The 15,495-nt window shown below is 64.5% G+C and carries 14 protein-coding genes; 7 read left to right on the forward strand and 7 right to left on the reverse strand.

Translation table 11 applies throughout. The features are described from left to right. Window positions 1-86 precede the first annotated feature (86 nt). Window positions 87-488: a gamma-glutamylcyclotransferase gene (locus B0G73_RS08115; protein WP_106279579.1), complete on the forward strand. Its 402-nt coding sequence runs from the start codon at window positions 87-89 to the stop codon at window positions 486-488. Between the two features lie 210 nt (window positions 489-698). On the opposite strand, the gene aceB is transcribed toward B0G73_RS08115, so the two are convergent. Both aceB and B0G73_RS08125 read right to left on the reverse strand, forming a co-directional pair. Continuing rightward, the gene (aceB, locus tag B0G73_RS08120) at window positions 699-2,309 is read right to left on the reverse strand and encodes a malate synthase A (RefSeq protein WP_106279581.1); all 1,611 of its coding nucleotides are present in this window, start codon (window positions 2,307-2,309) and stop codon (window positions 699-701) included. 82 nt (window positions 2,310-2,391) lie between these two features. Then, window positions 2,392-3,207 (reverse strand): haloacid dehalogenase type II, encoded by an 816-nt coding sequence (locus tag B0G73_RS08125; RefSeq protein ID WP_106279583.1) that lies wholly within the window; start codon window positions 3,205-3,207, stop codon window positions 2,392-2,394. 151 nt (window positions 3,208-3,358) lie between these two features. On the opposite strand from B0G73_RS08125, the gene B0G73_RS08130 reads away from it, so the two are divergent. Beyond that, window positions 3,359-4,261, forward strand: a complete 903-nt coding sequence (locus B0G73_RS08130) for a LysR family transcriptional regulator (protein ID WP_106279585.1) — start codon at window positions 3,359-3,361, stop codon at window positions 4,259-4,261. A gap of 181 nt (window positions 4,262-4,442) precedes the next feature. Next, window positions 4,443-4,877 (forward strand): universal stress protein, encoded by a 435-nt coding sequence (locus tag B0G73_RS08135; protein ID WP_106279788.1) that lies wholly within the window; start codon window positions 4,443-4,445, stop codon window positions 4,875-4,877. A gap of 245 nt (window positions 4,878-5,122) precedes the next feature. Here the strand turns inward: B0G73_RS08135 and aceA are convergent, their stop codons facing one another. The 3 genes from aceA to B0G73_RS08155 form a co-directional block, all read right to left on the reverse strand. Further along, complete coding sequence (gene aceA, locus B0G73_RS08140; protein WP_106279587.1) at window positions 5,123-6,427, reverse strand: isocitrate lyase; 1,305 nt, start codon at window positions 6,425-6,427, stop codon at window positions 5,123-5,125. Between the two features lie 460 nt (window positions 6,428-6,887). Next, on the reverse strand, window positions 6,888-8,528 hold the full coding sequence (locus B0G73_RS08150) for a DEAD/DEAH box helicase (RefSeq protein WP_106279591.1): 1,641 nt from the start codon (window positions 8,526-8,528) through the stop codon (window positions 6,888-6,890). A gap of 530 nt (window positions 8,529-9,058) precedes the next feature. Next, a complete protein-coding gene (locus B0G73_RS08155) occupies window positions 9,059-9,328 on the reverse strand; it encodes an acyl-CoA-binding protein (protein WP_106279593.1) in 270 nt (89 codons plus the stop codon). A 321-nt stretch (window positions 9,329-9,649) separates the two neighbouring features. Between B0G73_RS08155 and tsaB the strand changes: the two genes are divergently transcribed. The 4 genes from tsaB to B0G73_RS08175 are packed head-to-tail and all read left to right on the forward strand — an operon-like array spanning window position 9,650 to window position 13,170. Further along, complete coding sequence (gene tsaB / locus B0G73_RS08160; RefSeq protein ID WP_106279594.1) at window positions 9,650-10,471, forward strand: tRNA (adenosine(37)-N6)-threonylcarbamoyltransferase complex dimerization subunit type 1 TsaB; 822 nt, start codon at window positions 9,650-9,652, stop codon at window positions 10,469-10,471. Continuing rightward, a complete protein-coding gene (gene rimI / locus B0G73_RS08165) occupies window positions 10,468-10,962 on the forward strand; it encodes a ribosomal protein S18-alanine N-acetyltransferase (protein ID WP_012433475.1) in 495 nt (164 codons plus the stop codon). Before tsaB ends, rimI begins: the two co-directional genes overlap by 4 nt. Continuing rightward, window positions 10,949-12,172 (forward strand): uracil-DNA glycosylase family protein, encoded by a 1,224-nt coding sequence (locus B0G73_RS08170; RefSeq protein WP_181196513.1) that lies wholly within the window; start codon window positions 10,949-10,951, stop codon window positions 12,170-12,172. The genes rimI and B0G73_RS08170 overlap by 14 nt, the downstream gene beginning before the upstream one ends. Beyond that, window positions 12,169-13,170 carry a DUF1853 family protein gene (locus tag B0G73_RS08175; RefSeq protein ID WP_374957001.1) on the forward strand — a complete coding sequence of 334 codons (1,002 nt, stop codon included), beginning with the start codon at window positions 12,169-12,171 and terminating at the stop codon, window positions 13,168-13,170. Before B0G73_RS08170 ends, B0G73_RS08175 begins: the two co-directional genes overlap by 4 nt. Window positions 13,171-13,177: 7 nt before the next feature. Here B0G73_RS08175 and thiD read toward each other — a convergent pair whose 3' ends face one another. Beyond that, entirely contained in the window at window positions 13,178-13,984 is an 807-nt protein-coding gene (gene thiD / locus B0G73_RS08180) for a bifunctional hydroxymethylpyrimidine kinase/phosphomethylpyrimidine kinase (protein ID WP_106279596.1), read from the reverse strand. Window positions 13,985-14,043: 59 nt separating this feature from the next. Beyond that, window positions 14,044-15,351, reverse strand: a complete 1,308-nt coding sequence (gene lplT, locus B0G73_RS08185; protein WP_106279598.1) for a lysophospholipid transporter LplT — start codon at window positions 15,349-15,351, stop codon at window positions 14,044-14,046. Window positions 15,352-15,495: the final 144 nt, after the last annotated feature.

The raw sequence follows: 15,495 nt of genomic DNA on the forward strand, positions 1-15,495 counted from the left end.
CCAGCCGGGACTCGAGCTCGAACAGAGCCGGAAACAGAACTGGAAACAGAACCCTCCCAAACCTGATTCAAGGAGAGCAAACGACGATGCAGACCGTCTTTGTATACGGCACATTGCGCGCCGGTGAAGTGAACGACATCCGCCACGCCGCGGCGCGCAACGAGATCGCCGCGCCCAATCTGCTCGGCACGGCCACGGTGCGTGGCCACCTATTCGACTTCGGCTCGTATCCAGGCCTCGTGGTCGACGAAGCCGGCGTCGACGTGATCGGCGACGTCTACGAGATCGAAGACGAACTGGTCGCCGTGCTCGACGAAATCGAGGCGGTCTATCCAGGCGTCGAAGACCGTTTCCTTGCGCGCGAGGTGATGGTGAAAGTCGACGGCAACGTCGTCAACTGCCGCTTTTATCCGGTTGCGCCGAACGTGGTGAAGGGCTTGCCCGAAATCAAATCGGGCGACTGGATCGAGCACCGCAGCACGCGCTGACCAGGCGGCGTTACGGGCGCATAAAAAAAACGGCCCGGCAGGCATACGCCTGTCGGGCCGTCCGGTCGGTCAGCCTTGCGACTCAAGCCACTTCACGCCGCGTGCTAAAGACGCGCGAAGGCGGGCTTGTTACTGCGTCGTCCGTTGTTAATGCATCGGAGTGCATTTGAATGACTGCGCCCGATGCATCCGCGAGGCCTGACGCCAGCCTCAAATTTCCTCGTACAGCGGCAGCGTGAGGAAGTCGGTGAACTGCTCCGACGTCGACATCTCTTCGAAGATCTGCGCGGCGCGCTCATACGGCCTGGTATCGCCTCCCACGGCCTGCTTTACCTTCTCGAGTTCCTGCGCCGCCAACTCGCGCACCAGTTCCGCCGTCACCTTGCGGCCATCTTCGAGCTTGCCCTTCGGCGAGCGAATCCATTGCCACACCTGCGAGCGCGAGATTTCCGCGGTGGCGGCGTCTTCCATCAGATTGTGAATCGGCACGCAGCCATTGCCCGCGAGCCACGCGCCCAGGTAGTGAATGCCGACGTTGATGTTGTTGCGCAGACCGCCTTCGGTGATCGGGGCTTCCGGACGGAAGTCCGTCAAGTCGGTGGCCGTGACGAGCACGTCGTCGCGTTGCTTGCCGATCTGGTTCGGCTTGTCGCCGAGCACCTTGACGAACTCTTCCATCGCGATCGGCACGAGGCCCGGATGCGCGACCCAGCCGCCGTCGTAACCGTCGCCGGCATCGCGCGCCTTGTCCGAACGCACGCCGCCCATCGCCTTTTCGTTCGCGGCCGGATCGTTTTTGATCGGAATCAGCGCACTCATGCCGCCGATCGCCGGCGCATTGCGGCGATGGCAAGTCTTCAGCAACAGCAGCGCGTAGGCGCGCATGAACGGCGACGTCATCGTGATCTGCGAGCGGTCGGCCAGGCAGAAGTCGCGGTCGGCCTTGAACTTCTTGATCGCCGAGAAGATGTAGTCCCAACGGCCGGCGTTCAGACCCGAGCTATGTTCGCGTAGCTCATACAGGATCTCGTCCATTTCGAAGGCGGCGACGATCGTTTCGATCAGCACCGTCGCGCGAATCGTGCCGCGCGGCACGCCAACCGCTTCCTGCGCGGCGACGAAAATGTCGTTCCACAGACGCGCCTCGAGGTGGCTCTCCATCTTCGGCAGATAGAAGTACGGGCCCGAGCCGCGCGCCACCAGTTCCTTCGCGTTGTGCACCATGAAGAGCGCGAAATCGAAGATGCCGCCCGACACGCGCTTGCCGTCCACCTTCACGTGCTTCTCGTCGAGATGCCAGCCGCGCGGACGCACGATCAGCGTGGCGACCTTGTCGTTCAGTGTGTACGACTTGCCGTTCTGTTCCAGCGAAATCGTGCGGCGCACCGCGTCCTTCAGATTGATATGGCCAGTGATCTGGTTATCCCAGCTCGGCGCATTCGAATCCTCGAAGTCGGTCATGTACGAATCCGCGCCCGAATTCAGCGCGTTGATGATCATCTTGCGCTCGACCGGACCGGTGATTTCCACGCGGCGGCATTGCAGATCCTGCGGCAGCGGCGCGATTTTCCAGTCGCCTTCACGCACGCTTTTCGTTTCGGCGAGGAAGTCGGGGCGCTCGCCGGCGTCGAGGCGCTTCGTGCGTTCCGCACGCGCCTGCAACAACTGCTGACGGCGCGGCTCGAACGTGCGATGCAGCGCGGCGACGAGTTCGAGCGCTTCGCGCGTGAGGATCGCGTCGTAGCCCGGCTTGAGGTCAGCCGTGATTTCCATGCCCTGCGGCAACTGCAACGATGAATGCGAGGACTGCGGGCTTGCCATGTTTTCTCCTTGGTCGGTCAGATTGCAAAGGTGCAAATGTTGAGATGCGGTAGGTGTGCGTCGCGTTAGCCAGCAGTAACCGTCATGCGCCAGGGCTGTGGCGCGTGCGGCTGCCGCCGGCGCCGCTGCTGCGGCCGGGCGACGCGGGGTTCTTCAGAAAAGCGAGCAGATCGGCCATGCCTCCGCCCGCGCCATGCGGCGTGACGCCCAGTTCTTCGGCTGGAGCGTTCTGCCGGTTGAGCCAGAAAGTGGTGAAGCCGAACCACGTCGCGCCCGCCACGTCCCACCCGTTCGACGACACGAAGACGATCTCACGCGGCAGCGCATCGAAGGCTTGCGTGCCGAGCGCGTAAGCGGCGGGCGAGGGTTTGTAGGCGCGCACCGCGTCGACGGAGAGAACGCGGTCGAACAGGCGCGTCATGCCGGCGCTCTTCACGGCGACGTCGAGCATTTGCGGATTGCCGTTCGAGAGAATCGCGAGGCGCGGCGGCGGGGTGGGTTCACCGCCCGCGCGCGCCGCTGAGTCAGGGGAAGCTTCGCGCAACTGGCGCAGCGCGGCCACGGCATCGGGGAAAGCGGACAGGCACGCGTATTCGTCCATCAGACGCTTCTCGGCCGTGCGGCCCAGCGTGAGCTGAAGTTTTTTTGCGGCGAAGCGCAACGCGTCGAGCGTGATGTCCCAGAACGGGCGGTAATGCGCGCCGGGTGCGTCCGCGGAATCGGCGAGCGTGCGCAACTGCGTGTATTCGATCTGTTTTTGCCGCCACAACTGCGAGAGCGCGTCGCCGCGGCCGGGGAACATCTGCTCCGCGGCGGCGATCACCGAATGCACGTCGAAAAGCGTGCCGTAGGCGTCGAAAATCACTGCTTTAGGGGAGAGTGTCGTTGTGGCCGACATTGCCGTGCACTCCTGTCAGAGGTCAGGACGGATTGTATTAGTGATGTCAGGCGCTAAAAAAGAGGCTAAACATCACTTGATCTTTTACTTTCATCCACCTAATCTGACGCGCACCGACCACTTTCCCGCCTAGACGCGGCTCCCATCGCTCATGGACCGTTTCAAGCAGATCGAGACTTTCGTGACCGTCGCGGCGAAAGGCAGCCTGTCCGCCGCGGCTTCGGCCGAAGGCGTCGCGCCGGCCATCATTGGCCGTCGCATCGACGCGCTCGAAGAGCGCCTCGGCGTCAAATTGCTGGTGCGCACCACGCGCAAGATCACGCTGACCTTCGAAGGCTCGGCCTTTCTCGAAGATTGCCAGCGCATCATTCACGAGATGCAAAACGCCGAAGCCAGCGTGTCGGCCGGTGGCGTCAAGGCGAGCGGCCATTTGCGGCTGTCCGCGCCCGCGGGTTTCGGGCGGCGGCACGTCGCGCCGCTGGTGCCGGCCTTCACGGTCGCGCATCCGGACGTGTCGATCACGCTCGACCTGTCCGACCGCCTCGTCGATCTGGTCAACGAAGGTTTCGACTGTGCGGTGCGTCTCGGAGAGTTGCCGGATTCGTCGCTGGTGTCGCTCAAGCTCGGCGAGAACCGCCGTGTCTGCGTGGCGTCGCCGTCGTATTTGAGCCGGCGCGGCGCGCCGCACAGCCTCGCCGATCTTGCGCATCACAACTGTCTCGCGCTCGGCGCGAGCGCCAACCAGCAGCGCGGCTGGATGTTCCAGCAGGGCGACAAGGTCGTGTCGATCAAGGTGTCCGGCACGATGGAATGCTCGGACGGCGCGGTGCTGCACGAGTGGTGTCTCGAAGGCTACGGACTCGCCTGGCGCTCGTGGTGGGAAGTCGGCACGGACATCGCGGCCGGGCGACTCGTCAGCGTGCTCGACGAATTCGCCGCGCCGCCCATCGGCATTCACGCGGTGTTTCCGCAGCGCCGTCACTTGCCGCTGCGCGTGCGACTGTTTCTGGACTTTCTCAAGCATACGTATGGTCACCCTGACTACTGGGGTTAGCTGCGCAGGCCAGGCGCGCAGCGGATGGCACGCAGCGCACAAGGGGTTTCCGATATGCGGACAGACCCTCAACAGATTCATACGCTCAATTCCGCGACCTACAATCGATTCAAGCGGCTTGTAAGCCGAGCCTCGTTGGACGCTGATGCCGCGCTCTGCGCAGTCGGCGACGGAGGGCATCATGTTCAGGCACATCCTGGTTCCGACCGACGGTTCCGACCTGTCACGCAAGGCAATCGACGGCGCCATCGATCTCGCGCAAGCCGTCAATGCCCACGTGACCGCCTACGCGTGTCTGCCGCAATACCCGTACTCGCCGTTCTCCGACGTCGTGGTCGAACCGCCCTCCGAATTCCTGCAGCGCAGCGAGCGCGAAGCGCGCGTGCATCTGCGCGAGGTGGAGACGGCCGCGCGCCGTGTCGGCGTCACGGTCGACAGCAGGACCAGCGTGCATCCCGCGCCGTATCTCGGCATTATCGAAGCGGCGGAGCAGGGCGGCTGCGATGTGATCTTCATGGCCTCGCATGGCCGCCGCGGTTTGGGCAGCCTGCTGATCGGCAGCGAAACGCAACGGGTGCTCACGCATACGAAGATTCCGGTGATCGTGTATCGCTGAAATCGCGGGCGAAAAAAACGCGCCGGCGGTGAGGCCGGCGCGCGCTGTGTTCGCCGCACAATCCGTTGCGCTGGCTTTCTCTCCACTGCTGCTGCGAGCTCTCCCAAGTTCCGCTGCGAGACTTCGGCCGTCGGGTGCGATTCGACTTCCGCCCCGACGGCTTGCTCCTCCCTGTGACGGCGGCTCTCTGACGGCGCCGCTTTTCGTCTATCTGCCTTGTTCCAGCGATCAGACCGCGTGCCTGCTTACGCGACCTTCTTGTCGAAGAACTGTTCGTCTTCCGTCGAGCCGTGCAGCGCCGTCGTCGATGCCTCGCGCTCGACCGTTTGCGTCACGGCGTCGAAGTAGCCCGTGCCGACTTCGCGTTGATGCTTGACCGCGGTGAAGCCCTTTTCGGCCGCAGCGAATTCAGCCTGCTGCATTTCGACGAAGGCTGTCATCTGGTTGCGGGCATAGCCGTGCGCGAGGTTGAACATCGAGTAGTTCAGCGCGTGGAAGCCGGCCAGCGTGATGAACTGGAACTTGTAGCCCATCGCGCCGAGTTCACGCTGGAACTTGGCGATGGTCGCGTCGTCCAGGTTCTTCTTCCAGTTGAACGACGGCGAGCAGTTGTACGACAGCAGTTGATCCGGGTACTCCTTGTGGATCGCGTCGGCGAATTTCTTCGCGAACTCGAGGTCCGGCTTGCCGGTTTCGCACCAGATCATGTCGGCGTACGGCGCGTAGGCGAGGCCACGCGAGATCGCCTGTTCAAGACCCGGCTTGGTGCGGTAGAAGCCTTCCACCGTGCGTTCGCCCGTCAGGAACGGCTTGTCGTTGTCGTCGATGTCCGACGTGATCAGGTCGGCGGCTTCCGCATCGGTGCGCGCCAGCAGCACGGTCGGCGTGCCGGAGACGTCAGCGGCCAGACGCGCGGCCGTCAGTTTGGCGATGTTTTCACGCGTCGGCACCAGCACCTTGCCGCCCATGTGACCGCACTTCTTTACCGAAGCCAGTTGATCTTCGAAGTGCACGCCCGCAGCGCCTGCTTCGATCATCGCCTTCATCAGTTCGAATGCATTCAGCACGCCGCCGAAGCCGGCTTCCGCATCCGCCACGATCGGCTGGAAGTAGTCCACGTAGCCCTCGTCGCCCGGATTCTTGCCTTCCGACCACTGGATCTGGTCGGCGCGCGTCAGCGTGTTGTTGATGCGCTTCACGACGAGCGGCACCGAGTTCGCCGGATACAGCGACTGGTCCGGGTACATTTCACCGGCGACGTTCGCGTCGCCCGCCACTTGCCAGCCCGACAGATAGATCGCCTTGAGGCCGGCCTTGACCTGCTGCATGGCCTGATTGCCGGTCAGCGCGCCGAGCGAGTTCACGAACGGCTCGTTGTTCACGCTTTCCCAGAGCTTTTCCGCACCGCGCTTGGCGAGCGTGTGCTCGACTTGCACCGAACCGCGCAGGCGGATCACGTCTTCCGCCGTGTAGCTGCGCTTCACGCCTTTCCAGCGCGGATCGGTTTCCCATTGCTGTTGGAGTTGCTTGACTTGTTCTTGACGGGACATGGTGTGCTCCTTGGTTGCCTGTATGGATGGGTGACTCTTTTCTTCGTCGAAGCGGCCAGCCGGTTGAGGCGTTTCGTTCCGTGAAGTCTTGTATAAGAGTCTAGGCAAATCGGTGATCACGCAACAGCCGCCCGGATGGCCTTTTTGAATATTTATTTTTATTTAAAATCAATGAATTACGATGTGTGTTTCGCATTAAGAAACGACTTTTTCCATCTTGCAATGGGCGCTCTTGTGCCGTGCAGCACGATTTTTTACGACGCAAAAAAATTTTCCACATCGTGAAATTTGGGGCGCGCCGACTGACGGGCGAAAAAAAACCGGCGCATGAGCACCGGTTTCTTCCGACTGACGAACGGCGAGAAGCCGTCCGGGTCTTTTTTCAAGCTGACTGCTGACAGTACCGGATGAGCGCCGCAACGGGCCGAAGCCTTGATGCAGAGTACGCCCGTCTCAGTACTTAGCTGCCGCGACGCGCCGTGCGCGGGCCGTCGCTGCGGCGTGCGCCGTAGCCGCCGTCACGCGAACCGCCGTAGCCTTCACGCGAACCGCCGCCGAAGCCGCCTTCGCGCGAACCGCCGCCAGCCGACTTACCGGCCCAGCCGCCGCCGGTGCCGCTACCGCTGCGCGCACCGCCGCCGTTACCGGCCGGCTTGCCCGAACCGCTGCCGAAGCGACGGCCACCGCCGTTGCCACCGCCCGGACGGCCGCGGCCGCCAAAGCCAGGACGGCCGTTACCCGACGGAGCCGACTTGCGCGGCTCGAAGCCTTCGACGACGCTGACCGGCAGCGGGGTACGCACGAAACGCTCGATGCGCTTGAGCGCGCCTTGCTCGGCGTGGTGCACGAGGCTCACCGCGATGCCCGAGCGGCCAGCACGGCCGGTACGGCCGATACGGTGCACGTAGTCTTCAGCGAACTTCGGCAGGTCGTAGTTAAACACGTGCGTGATGCCCGGGATGTCGATACCACGAGCGGCGACGTCCGTTGCCACCAGTACGCGGACACGGCGCTCGCGCAGTGCCTTGATCGTGCGGTTACGCGCGCCTTGCGGCAGATCGCCGTGCAAAGCTGCCGATTCGAAACCGGCATCGGCCAGACGACCTGCAAGCTGGTCGGCGTCCATCTTGGTTGCCATGAACACGATAGCCTGGTCGAGGCCCTCGTCGCGCAGCAGATGGTCGAGCAGACGATCTTTGTGATCGCGGTCGTCGACGTAATGGACGGTTTGCGCGATGTTGGTACGTTGTTCCAGACGCTGGACGATCTCGATACGCTCCGGATCCTTCAGCAGGCGGCCCGTCAGCGAGCTGATCTTGCCGTCGAGCGTGGCCGAGAACAACATGGTTTGACGCGAAGCCGGCGTAGCGGCAACGATCGTCTCGATGTCTTCGATGAAGCCCATGTCGAGCATGCGGTCGGCTTCGTCGAGCACGAGGATCTGCAGTTGCGACAGGTCGATGCGGCCGCGTTCGAGGTGGTCGATCAGACGGCCCGGCGTGGCAACCAGGATTTCCGGGTTCTTGGCCAGCAGCATCAGCTGTTGACCATAAGCGACGCCGCCCAGAATGCTGACGGTGCGCAAGCGCTTCAGGTGCTTGCCGTACGTGGCAGCGGCGGTGGTGACCTGCATGGCGAGTTCGCGGGTCGGCGTCAGAACCAGCATGGTCGGACGGGCAATCGGTTGCGGACGACGCGTGCGGGCGCCGTCAGCCGGACGCGGCTCACGCGGCTGGCTGGCTTGTGCTTTTTGCAGTTGCGAGAAACGTTCGATGGCGGGCAGCATGAACGCGGCGGTCTTGCCCGAACCGGTCGGGCTCGAGACCATCAGATCGCGGCCGGCGATGCCAGCCGGGATTGCGCGTTGCTGAACCGGAGTCGGGTTTTGATAACCAGCGGCGGTCAGCGCGGAGACGACATCCGCGGAGAGACCGAGCGACGCGAACGACGGGCCGGTCGGCACTGCGGCTTCTGCTGCGACGGCTTCCGGAGCGGCAGCAACGGCTGCGGCTTGTGCGGGTGCTGCGTCGCGGCTTTCGAGACCGAGGGCTTGATCGGCGATGGCGTTCAACGGGCTGCTGGGGGTATTGCTCGAAGTCATGAGAATCCTTGGTAAATCCTTGGTACACACGGAATTAAAACGTCGGCGCCAATCGGCATACCCAAGTCGTCGGATTCAGCGAGCAAAGAAGCAGCGAGCAAATCGAAAAACGGGGGCAGCTCGCGGCAATGAAGGCGAGCTTTTCGTTAGAAGCTGTATCGGATGCGACATGCCAACACGGCGTGCCGCCAGCCTGGGACATGATCGCCCGGAGGGGCTAGGCAGGAGGGGACAGGTTCTAAACTGGATTGGAGCTAAACGCTACGAGGCGCTGCGCCGCAAAGGCCGCTAGAGGAAGCCGGGCAAAGCAGTGAAGCGCAGGCAGCATTGTATAGCCTTTTGCTGCACTGCGCCACTATTAGGAATTTTCCTGGCGGAAAAGTTTGTGCCGGGGTGCTGTTCGAGCGGCTCGTCAGGCGGCCGCGCCGGCCGGCTATCGTCGTGCCGGCGCGGTTCAGGGCGATTCGCCGTTGGCCGGGGCGGATCAGGCAATCGTTCGCGTGAAGTCGCCCGGCGTCGATCGGGACCAGTCAGGCCGACGCGCCGCTCTTGAGCGATTCGACGAGTTCGACGTATTGCTGCTTCGCGGCGTCTTGCGCGGTGCCTTTGAGCGCGGCCCACGCGTCGTACTTGTATTTGCCGACGATGTCGGTGAAGCCGGGTTTGTCGCCCTGAACGTCGCCGCGGGTGGCCTGCTTGTAGAGCGCGTAAAGGCGCAGCAGCGTGAGATTGCCCGGACGCTCCGGCAGTCGCTGGACGTCTTCGTGGGCTTGGGTGAACTGGGTGTCGATGTCGGTCATTGTCGTTTGCCCGCCAGGCGGGATCGGGATTGAACTCGGCTGACGATCATAACAACTGGATGCCGCGGCAGGGGCCGAGGGCTCACTCCAAACGCGGGCCGGCGATCCGGCGCAAGACGGATCGCCTCGGGCGCGAGGCGAACCGGTTTGGCGTAAACCGTGCCGCTGCTGGGCACAAGCCACATGCGCCTCGCGCGAGGTAGACCGCTTTCGCGCGATCCAAACCACTTGGCGCGAGGCAAACCACCTTCGCGCGACCCAAGCCACCTCGGCGCATGCCAAACCACATTTGCGCGCGCCGTGCCGATTACAATACGGTCCATGACTCAAACTGTGCTCCTCGCCCTCGATACCTCGACCGAATTCTGCTCGGTAGCGCTTCTGTCCGTCGCCGGCAACGCGGCCGGCGCGACGCCTGAAGAGGCCCGCGCCAAACCGCATCTGTGGGTGCGCCACGAGCAGACCGGCGCGGTTTCCAGCACGCGCCTGCTCCCCGCCATCCGCGAACTTTTCGACGAAGCCAGCCTGACACTGGCGGACTGCGACGCGATCGCCTTCGGTTCCGGTCCCGGCTCCTTCACCGGGTTGCGTACCGCCACCGGTGTCGCCCAAGGCCTCGCGTTCGGCCTGAATCTGCCGGTCGTGCCGGTCAGCACGCTGCTCGCCTGTGCCGAGAGCGCCCGCCTGCGCGATCCGTCGGCGACGCGCGTGCTCGCCGCGCTCGACGCCCGCATGGACGAAATCTATTGGGCCGATTACGCGTGGGACGACGCGCAAGGTGAATGGCGCACGCTGCAGGCGGCTTCGCTCGACGCGCCGGACCGGCTCGTTTTGCCCGACGTCGCCTTCACGCTGGCGGGCAATGCCGCCGCGGCGTTCGGCGCGCGGCTGCCCGCGGTCGCCGCGGCGCGCAGCGTCGACAGTGAAGCGTTGCCGCATGCCGTGCCGCTCGCGCACGCCGCGCTGCGTGCGTTGCGGGCGGGCCGCACGGTGCCCGCCGACCAGGCCGCGCCGGAATACGTGCGCGACAAGGTCGCCCAGACCACCGCCGAGCGGGTCGCCGAGAAAGCTGAAAAAGCCGCCAGGGCCGAGCAGGCCGCCCGACTCGCGCACGACACAGCGCAAGGCGAGGGCCGGCAATGAGTGGCGTGTTGCTCGCGGACCGCTACATGTCGCCGATGACTGAAGGCGATCTGGACGAAGTCGCCGCCATCGAAAAAATCGCATATGAGTTTCCCTGGAGCCGGGGCAATTTTGGCGACTCGCTGCGCAACGGCTACTTCGGCGTCTGTCTGCGCCATGTCACGGGCACCCTGATCGGCTATTGCGTGCTGATGCCGGTCGTCGACGAAATGCATCTGCTCAATCTGTGCGTGACGCCCGCGGCGCAAGGCGCCGGCGCCGGGCTCGCGCTGCTGCGCGAAGCCGTGCGCATCACCCGCGCTGAAAAGCTCGAGGGGCTGTTGCTGGAAGTACGGCCGTCGAATCATCGGGCGATCCGGCTTTATGAGCGCTTCGGCTTCGCTTCGATCGGGCGGCGCAAGAACTATTATCCGGCGCGGCATCGCAGCCGGGAGGACGCCATCGTGATGCGTTTCTCGTTTGCCACGGAGGGCGCAGATGGCGCTGCATGAATCGGTTCTGGAAGAGTTCGGACTCACACCGCTGTGGGTGCGTCGGGGCATGGCGGCGGAGCAGCAGCCGGTTGCTGAACCGCAGGCGCAAGCAGCGGCCGCGGTCGGGCAGGACGCGGCTGTGCCGGTCGCACTGGATGCGCGTCGTGATGATGCGCGTGGGGCGGCGCCAGGGCTGCCGCCCGTCGCTCGCACGCAGGAAACCTCGCAGCCCGCGATGCGCGCGGCCGACGCTCACCAAGCCAACGCCGCGCCGGCGCCAGGCGAACGCGGCGCGTCTGGACGTCCGGATCAGGCATCGCCCGCGGCCGGGGCACGCGAACGGTTCGCTGAGCGCCAGCCGCCCGCTGACACGCGCTCAGGCGAGTCGTCGCGGTCCATGCAGAGCGGTGCGCAAACCGAACCTCAAAGGCTGCCTTCACAAGACCCGATGCCAGGCCGGATGCAAGCGTCGGTCGAGGCAAGCCAGCCGCAAGCACCGCAGTCGGCACGGCCCGGGCAACCCCGCAGCCCCGAGCCACCGGCGTTCGACGCGCCACCCGACGACGATTTCGCCTGGTTCGACGATCTGCCGACCCAGGCTCCCGCGGACGCACGCCACGAAGCCCCTGCGGCGCCGGCAATCCACACGCTCGACTGGGACGCGCTGAGCGAGCGCGTCGCCGCCTGCCAGCTTTGCCGTCTGTGCGAGAAACGCACGAACACGGTATTCGGCGTCGGCGATCGCGGCGCCGACTGGATGCTGATCGGCGAAGCACCGGGTGAGAACGAGGATCGTCTGGGCGAACCGTTCGTGGGCCAGGCCGGCAAGCTGCTCGACAACATGCTGCGTTCGCTGACGCTCGCGCGTGACACCAACGTCTATATCGCCAACGTGATCAAGTGCCGGCCGCCCGGCAACCGTAATCCCGAAGCGGACGAAGTCGCGCGTTGCGAGCCGTATCTGCAACGTCAGGTCGCGCTGGTCAAGCCGAAGCTGATCGTCGCGCTCGGCCGCTTCGCGGCGCAGAGTTTGCTGAAGACCGAGGCGAGCATTTCGTCGCTGCGCGGCCGCGTGCACGAATACGAAGGCGTGCCTGTGATCGTCACCTATCACCCGGCGTATCTGTTGCGCAGCCTGCCCGATAAGGCGAAAGCCTGGGCCGACCTGTGCCTCGCGCGCGACACGTGGCGGGCGGCCGGCGGCACGCCGTCGAACGCGTCGAAGTGACGTCCGGCGAGGGTCCGGCGATCGGTCCCGCCGCGATGCCCGGCATCGATGCCGCGAGCCGCGATGCGCTGCTCGACACGTTGCGCGACGCCGCCGTGCGCGATCTCGCCTGGCTGCTGCTGAGCACCGATCTGTTGCGCCCGCAACCACCGATCGGCGCGCTGGCGAATCCCTTCGACACGCTACAGGAAGCACAGGCGACCCTCGACTGGCTGCGCGCGCTCGACGCCGCGCCTGAACCCCTGCATCACGAACTCGCGGCGACGCGCATCACGCGCCTCGGCCGCTACGCCGAACGGCTGCTCGGCTGGTTCCTGCAACATGGGCCGGCTGCTCGGCTGGTGGCGGCGGGCGTGCCGCTACGGCGCGGGGGCGTCACGCTCGGCGAATGCGATTTTCTGGTGCAGACGCGGCAGGGCACGCGGCTTCATTGGGAGCTGGCCGTGAAGTGTTATCTGCATGCCGGCGATGGGCGCGCGCAGTTATCAGACTACGTCGGCCCGAATCTGAAAGACCGCTTCGATCTGAAACTCGCGCATGTGCTGAATCATCAGTTGCCGTTGAGCGCGCGTGAGGAGTTCGCCTCGGTCGGCTACGCGGGTCCGTGGACGCCGCAGATGTTCATCAAAGGTTGGCTGTTTTATCGGCATGGCGAAACATCGGTCGATCCGGTCGAACTCGATCCGGCACATGGTCGCGGCTGGTGGGTGACGCGCAGTGATTGGCCGGCGTTCGCGGCGGCGCATGCGGAGAAATGGCGGACATTGCCGCGGTTGGAGTGGCTGGCGCCGCGACGCCATGCGCCTCTTGATGTACGGACCGCGGGCCTCGCATTCGTCGATGCGAAAACGCTCGCCGGGCAAACGTTGCATCAGCACGGACCGGCGATGGTCGGCGCGTTCGTCGAGGACAGCGCAGGCAATCTGATCGAGCGCTCGCGCGGCTTTATCGTGCCGGACGAGTGGCCCGAGTTCGCGCGACACTACGCGCGGCAGTAGCGGCGCTTCACCACCACCGATAAAAATGATGCACCGGCCCCACGCCACCGCCGACGTCGAGCCGATCGCTCGCCTGCAGCGCGCCGGTCAAATACTGCTTGGCATCGGCGACGGCGCTCGCCAGATCGCCACGCTGTGGAATCAGCGCCGCAATCGCCGACGACAGCGTGCAGCCCGTTCCATGCGTATTCTTCACCGGCACCCGCGGCCCGCCTAAACGAAGCGTGCCGCTTTCCTGCACCAGCCAGTCCGGACTATCCGTGGCGCTCAAATGGCCGCCCTTCATCAGCACCGCGCGTGCGCCGAGCGCGCGCAGTGCTTCGCCTTGCTCGACCATGCCGGCTTCGTCGGTCGCGGCTTGCACGCCGAGCAGCGCGGCCGCTTCCGGCAGATTGGGCGTCAGCAGATCGGCGAGCGGCAGCAATTCGTCGCGCACCGCCGCGACCGCGTCCGGCAGCAGCAGCGCGTGGTTGCTCTTCGAAATCATCACCGTGTCGAGCACGATGTGCTTCGGCTTGTGGCGGCGCAATGCATCGGCGACCGCGCGCGCGATCGGCGCGTTCGCCAGCATGCCGATCTTCACGGCGTCGATGCGGATGTCGTCGAACACAGCATCGAGTTGCGCGGTAATGAAGCCGGGGTCCGGCGCGTGAATCGCGGTGACGCCGCGGGTATTTTGCGCGGTGAGCGCGGTGATCACGCTCGCGCCGTACGCGCCGAGTGCCGAGAAAGCCTTGAGGTCGGCTTGAATGCCGGCGCCGCCGCCGGAATCGGAACCGGCGATCGTCAGCACATTGGGAATCGGTTGAGTCATGGCAAAGCGAGGAAGGAGGAAGGCGCGGGCCGCGACGTGAGCGGACGACCCGCCGTGAATCAGTGTTTGACTTCGCCGATCAGCGCGACTGAGTCGAACGCGCGCTGGTTGGCCTGGTGGCGCCGCATCACGAACCACATCATCACGCAGACGAAGGTGCCGAACAGCACGATCACCGCCGTGACCGGCACGTCGAGCCACACGAGCACGGCGTAGAGGCACAGCATGACGAGCACGGAGAGGTTTTCGTTGAAGTTCTGCACGGCGATAGAGTGACCGGCCGACAACAGCACGTGCCCGCGATGCTGGAGCAGCGCGTTCATCGGCACGACGAAAAAGCCCGACAGGCCGCCGACGATCATCAGGAAAATATACGCGACGATCAGATAGCCGGGTAAATGCACGCGGCCGAAATAAATGCCCCAGTGGGCAGGGAACAGGTCGCGTGTATAGAAGGCCATCAGCATCACGGCAATGCCCATCATGATGCCGACCGGCAACACCGACAGCGACTTCTTCAACGGCACGCGCGAAGCCGCGAAGATCGCGCCGGCCGCCACGCCCACGGCCACCACTGCCTGCAGAATGGCCGCTTCGGACAGCGACATGTTCAACGACACCTCAGCCCACTTCAGCACGATGAATTGCAGCGTCGCGCCCGCGCCCCAGAACAGCGTGGTCACGGCGAGCGAAATCTGGCCGAGTTTGTCACGCCACAGCACGAGGAAACAGTCGGCGAAATCGGTGACGAGTTTGATCGGGCCGCGTTCCTGTTTCGGATAGCGCGCGCCGGTGTCGGGAATGCGCAGATTGAACAGCGCCGCGATAACGTAGATGGCCATGATGACCAGCATCGCGGCTTCGGCGGGCGTGTTGACGGACGGTATGTGGTGCCGCAGGATCGGCGCGGCAATATGCGGGCTGATGAGCGCGCCGCCGAGCACCGTGCCGAGAATGATCGAGCCGACGGTCGTGCCTTCGATCCAGCCGTTCGCCGCGACCAGCCGGTCAGGCGGCAACAGCTCGGTGAGAATGCCGTATTTGGCGGGCGAGTAGGCCGCCGCGCCGAAGCCGACGATCCCGTACGCGAGCAGCGGATGCGCGCCCACCAGCATCGTGATGCAACCGACGACCTTGATGGTATTGGTGATGAACATCACGCGTCCTTTCGGACGGGAATCGGCGAAGGCGCCCACGAACGCGGCGAGAACGACGTACGACAGCACAAAGAACAGCTTGAGCAGCGGCGTCATCCAGTTCGGGGCGTGAAGATCTTTCAGCAGTGCGATAGCAGCGATCAGAAGCGCATTGTCGGCCAGCGACGAAAAAAACTGCGCGGCCATGATGGTGTAAAAACCTTTTTTCATCTGATGCGATGCTGTCCTCGCTGCGGTCTGTCCGCCCCGGCCGCTGGTTGAGCGTCCGGGCTTATGCCGTTCGTCGAAATGGGTTGTGCGCACGGCTTTATATCATGAAAATAGATGCATTCGGACTAGCAGAATCCTTGATCG

The organism is Paraburkholderia sp. BL25I1N1 (genome assembly GCF_003002025.1).
In the GTDB taxonomy this organism is placed as follows: domain Bacteria; phylum Pseudomonadota; class Gammaproteobacteria; order Burkholderiales; family Burkholderiaceae; genus Paraburkholderia.